The sequence below is a fragment of the uncultured Stenotrophomonas sp. genome (genome assembly GCF_963519925.1).
Taxonomy (GTDB): Bacteria; Pseudomonadota; Gammaproteobacteria; order Xanthomonadales; family Xanthomonadaceae; genus Stenotrophomonas; species Stenotrophomonas maltophilia_AE.
In genome coordinates this window covers 1-4,992 of record NZ_CAUQPH010000196.1, presented here as the reverse complement: position 1 = coordinate 4,992, position 4,992 = coordinate 1, and the positions used below count along the sequence as shown (strand labels likewise).

3 protein-coding genes are annotated in these 4,992 nt (G+C 67.7%); all 3 read right to left on the bottom strand.

Annotation, left to right across the window (positions count from 1 at the left end; translation table 11 throughout):
* On the bottom strand, positions 1–1,036 hold a 1,036-nt coding region (locus RWO33_RS19090; RefSeq protein WP_314106886.1), incomplete at its 3' end, for a hypothetical protein.
* An 80-nt stretch (positions 1,037–1,116) separates the two neighbouring features.
* Positions 1,117–4,179 (bottom strand): TonB-dependent receptor, encoded by a 3,063-nt coding sequence (locus RWO33_RS19085; protein WP_314106883.1) that lies wholly within the window; start codon positions 4,177–4,179, stop codon positions 1,117–1,119.
* A 71-nt stretch (positions 4,180–4,250) separates the two neighbouring features.
* On the bottom strand, positions 4,251–4,992 hold a 742-nt coding region (locus RWO33_RS19080; protein ID WP_314106881.1), incomplete at its 5' end, for a FecR domain-containing protein.

Sequence of the window (4,992 nt, the reverse complement as noted above, 5' to 3'; positions counted from 1 at the left end):
CCAGCGGCACCGCGTCGCCCATCCGCCCCACGCTGCCGCTGCCGTCGACGGCCTGCACAGTCAGTTCGAGCCGGTCGATCAGGTCGCCGGTGACCGCGAACATGCGCCCGCCGCGCACCCCGGCCAGGATGTCGCCCGCGTCCGGACGCGCCCACACGTAAGTTTTGCTGTACTCACCCGGGTCGAAATCGCTGCCGCCATCGCGCACGTTCACGTGCGAATCGGAGCTGGCGGTGATCCAGAAGCGGGTGCCGACGGCGAGCATCCGGTCCCACACGCCGCCGACCTCGGTGGTCATCTGGTCGAAGCCGCCGCGGGTGGGCGCCGCGGCATTGCGGTACAGCCCGCGCTCGCTGCGCGTGGCCTGGTGGCCCGGCGCGCCCTCCATCCCGACCAGCACCTGCGGCGCCGCCGCGTGCCAGGCGTTCAACTCGTCCGGCGTGACCGCGCCCCATTGCCCTGCCCCGGTCGCCGTGCGCGAAGGGTGGTTGATCAGCAGCACCGGCAGCGGCGCCAGGCTGCGCATGTGGTGCAGTGCGTCCAGCATCTGCTGCTGGCTGTCGCGGCTGCCCTGCAGCGGCTCGCTGCGGCTGTAGTCGCGTTCGAGGATGACCAGCTGCTCACGCTCGAGCGGACCCGGCGCGATGATCAGCGTGGCATGCTCGCCCGCCGGCACGTCGAATTCCATGCCGTTGAACTGGATCAGCCCGGGTACGTCGCGGCGTGCCTCGATCAGCGCCGGATAGGCGTGGTCGCGGGTGACCGCCGAGTGGCCGGGACCGCCATGGTCGGTGTGCACCATCCAGCGCAGCCCGAAGTGCTGCGCCCGCTGCGCGTTGCGACTGCGCGTGTAGGACGAGTCGCCGCCACGGATCGGGGTCGGCGGGGTGGTGCCGTGGTCCCAGTCCACGCTCCATTCGCTGTGGACGTGGTGGTCGCCGGGCAGCCAGTCGCGGCCCTGTTCGCTGTCGGCCGTCGACGCGGCAGCAGGCGCCGACAACAGCACGAGCACCGCTGGAAGGAAAAGTCTGTGCATGGGGATTCCTTGCATGTCGCCCGCCTGCTGCGCGGGCAGCAGGCGGGCGGGTGAAGCAGCGGGCACGCCCGCCGGCGGGATCAGAAGTCGGCGCGCAGGCCCAGGCTGATGCGGCGGCCCGACGCTTCGTACATGGTCGGGAACGACGGATCCATGGTGTAGCCGCTGGTGATCTCGTTGGTCAGGTTGATGCCCTTGAGGCTGACCTTGATGTTGTCGGTGATCCGGTAGCCGATCGACACGTCCATCTGGCCGTACGCATCGCGCCAGATCGGGTACATGTCGTAGCCGATCGATTCCACGTACTCGTCCTTGTGGTTGTAGGACACGCGGGCGTCGAAACGTTCGTTCTCATAGTAGGCGGTGAAGTTCCAGGACTTCTCCGACAGGCCCGGCATCGGGGTGCGGATGCCCAGGTCCGATTCACCGGCCAGCGAGCTGTCCAGCACGGTGTAGTTGGCGTTCACGCCGAAGCCTTCCAGCACCGGCGTGAACATGCCCAGCGGCAGCTGTGCGACCAGCTCCACGCCGTCCACCTGGTAGGACCCCTTGGCATTGACCGGCTGGTAGACATCGAAGTCGAAGATGCCGTTCAGCGTGCCGTTGGCGTTGTACACCGCCACGTCCTCGACCACGCCGGTGAGCGAGTTGATCACCACGCCGTCGATGTTCTTGCGGAAGTAGGACGCGGCGAACAGCGCGCCGTTGTCCAGGTACTTTTCCAGGCCCACTTCCCACTGCTTGGCATAAGTAGGCTTCAATTCCGGGTTGCCGTCGGTGAAGCGGTACGAGCCCCAGCTGGCGGTGCGCTTGTAGGCGACGTCGGTCAGCGCCGGGCGCATCATGGTCTTTGCGGCCGCCGCACGCAGCAGCAGCCCCTGGGCCAGTTCAGCGGTCATGTTGAAGCTGGGCAGCAGGTCGTCGTAGCTGCCATCCCTGGACACCGGGGTGTCGGTGTAGCCGGTGCTGCCGTCCGGTCGCTGGATCGGGTGGTAGCCGAACGAGGTCACGCGGGTGTCCACGTAGCGGGCACCCGCATTGATGTTGACCGGGACCTGGCCGATATCGAAGGCGAAGTCGGCCATCGCATACACGCTCGTGACCTTCTCATCGACCTGGTAGAACTGGCCTGCGTCGAAGGGCGTATGGAAGCCGTCGTAGCGGAACGCGCGGCGCGCGTAGTCGTTGGAGACCTGCTGCCAGTCCAGGTCCTTGATGCTGTAGTCGCCACCGGGAACGATGTCACCGATCGACTGCAGCGGGCTGTCGGCCAGGGTGCGGGTATTCACCCAGGCGCTGCTGCCGGCGGTCGGACCGGTGATCTTGAGCTCGCCGTACTGGCGCTGCTTGGAGCGGTCGGTGTAGCGCGCACCGAACTTCACGTCGCGCAGCGCCGGCAGGAATGCCAGCTCCAGCATGCGGGTCACGTTGACCTGGGCGGCGTACTTGTCGTCGTCCACCTTCTCCAGCGTGGTTTCATACGCTTCGAACAGATACTTGTCCGACGCGTTGTACATGTCGAAGCCGCCCGGGGTGCTGGGTACGGTCTCGCCGCTGCGCCCGGTCCAGCGGGTGCGCGACGGCGCGTAGGCCACGTGCTTGAGGTTGGAATAGTCGGAGGTCTTCTCCGCGCCGGAGTAGCCGGCCATCGCATCCACGTACCAGTCCTGGCCCTTCCAGTCGAGCGCAACGCTGTACTGGCTGTAGTCGGTCTCGTTGATCCGCTCCTTGCTCAGCATCTCGTGCTGGGTGGCGGTATAGGAGACGTCGCGCAGCACCACCATGCCGTACTCGGACAGGGTGGTGGCGTCGTAGGCGTGGATCGTGTCGAGCGTGCTGCGGCTGGACGCCGAGTAGGCGGCTGCGTCGTACTCGTCTTCGGTCGAATCGTAGCCGCCCAGCATCGCGTCGAAGGTCAGGCTGAAGGTGCTGCTCGGCTTGTACTGCAGCGACGCGGTGGCACCCCACTTGTCCTGTTCGTTGAGGTAGACGCGGTCGCCCACCTTGTCCTGGAACACCACCAGGTTGGTCTCATCGGTGTTGTTGCGGTTGGTGATGTTGACCCCCGCGTCGCGGGCCAGCACCGCCTGCGCCTGCGTGCCACGGGTGCCGGAGGCGCCCAGGAAGCGCGACATCGGGCGGAAATTGATCCCCGAGGTCGAATCGGTGCGGTTGGTGCGCTTGCTCTGCGAGTAGGAGACCAGGCCGCCCCAGTCGCCCCAGGTGTCGGCCGCCAGGAACGCGAAGCGCGGGTCCACTTCCTCGGAAATGCTGTTGTGCGCGCCTTCGGCCGACAGCACCAGCTTGCGGTCCTTGTAGTCGAACGGGCGCGCGGTGCTGATCTTCACCGAGCCGGCGATGCCGCCTTCTTCGTCCGCGGCGGTCGGCGACTTCTGCACGGTGACCTGCTGGATGATCTCCGAGGCGAACATGTCGAATTCGACGTCGCGGCCGCCACTTCCCGACGCGGTGGCGAGGTCGTTGATCGACACATGGGTGTATTCGGACGGCAACCCGCGCACGTTGACCTTGGTCCCCAGGCCCTTGCTGCGTTCGATGGTCACGCCCGGGACGCGCTGCAGGGCTTCGGCCAGGTTCTGTTCGGGAAAGTCGGCCACGTCGGTGGCGACGATCGAATCGGAGAAACCCACCGTGCTGCGCTTGATGTCCACCGCCTGCTCCAGGCTGCGGCTGTAGCTGCCGCTGACCTGGATGGTTTCCAGGTTCTGCGCGGCCACGCCTGCCGAGGCGTCGGCCATTGCTGCCGGCAGCGTCGCTTCGGCGCGCTCATTGCCGCTGCCCGGCGCGATCTGGGCGCTGGTCGGGACGCCTGCGGCGCTGTCGGACTCGATGGTGACCGTGCTCGCGTTGAGGTAGCGGTAACGCAGCCCGGTGCCAGCGAGCAGTCGGCCCAGCGCGGCCTCGGCCGACAGGCCGGCGGGGACCGCCGGCGTGCGCGGATTGCCCGCGGCCTGCGCGCTGTAGACGAACTGCAGGCCGGTCTGCCGCGAAAGCGCGTTGAGCGCCTGGTCCAGGGGCTGCGAGGCAATGGCCTCGGCGGCGACACGGGTGGGTTCGGCAGCAGTGGCGGTTGCAGTGACTTGCAGTGCAAGGGCGATCGAAAGGAACAGAGTGCGGCGCATCGTGGGATCCAGTGAGGGAATGGCGGTGGCTTTCCCCAACTACGAGGGCGCAGCGCGCAGGTCGGGCACCGCTATTTCGATGAATTTTTTTTGACAGCGTCCTGCGCTGACACGCGCTGGCGCACGTGGATGCCATCGGCACGCTGCTCTATCGCCAGCGTCGGCTGCTGGTCCAGGAAGGCGCGCAACGAGGCGAGGTCGTCCGCGCGCAGGTTGCCGGTCAGGCGCAGTGCGCCGGCGTCGTCGCTGACCCGCAGGCGCTGCGCATTGCGCCGGTTGAAACGGTCGGCCACGTCGCGCAGCGGTTCGTCGCGGAACACCACGCGGCCGTGCCACCAGGCGGTCATGCTGGCCGCGTCCTCGTCGCCGATCTGCACGCGCTGGTCCCGGTAATCCACCTGCGCGACCTTGCCTGCCCACAGGTCCGCGAGCAGGCGTCCACGACCACCGTCGCCACGCACCTGCACGCGGCCTTCGCTGACCGCGATGCGGGCCCGCTCGCGCAGCAGCGAGACATCGAAGGTGGTGCCGATGTCGGAGACCTCCAGGCCACCGGCATGTACTGCGAACGGGCGCCGGTCCGGCGCCACCACGAAGCTGGCCTGGCCACGTTCCAGCTCCACCCGCCGACCGAACAGGCTCATCCGCACCGACAGTTCAGTGTCCGCGTCGAGATGGACCACGCTGTCGTCGGCCAGCCGGATCTGTTGCGGGTGGCCATGCGCGGCGACGTAGTGGGTGGTGCGGGGCCACGCCAGCGGCGCGCCGATACCGACCGACAGCAGCAACGCCGCAGCGGCGGCAAGCCCCGGC

Excerpts from the sequence above, each read along its gene's own strand:
- RWO33_RS19085 (WP_314106883.1), bottom strand. The coding sequence starts at position 4,179 with ATGCGCCGCACTCTGTTCCTTTCGATCGCCCTTGCACTGCAAGTCACT.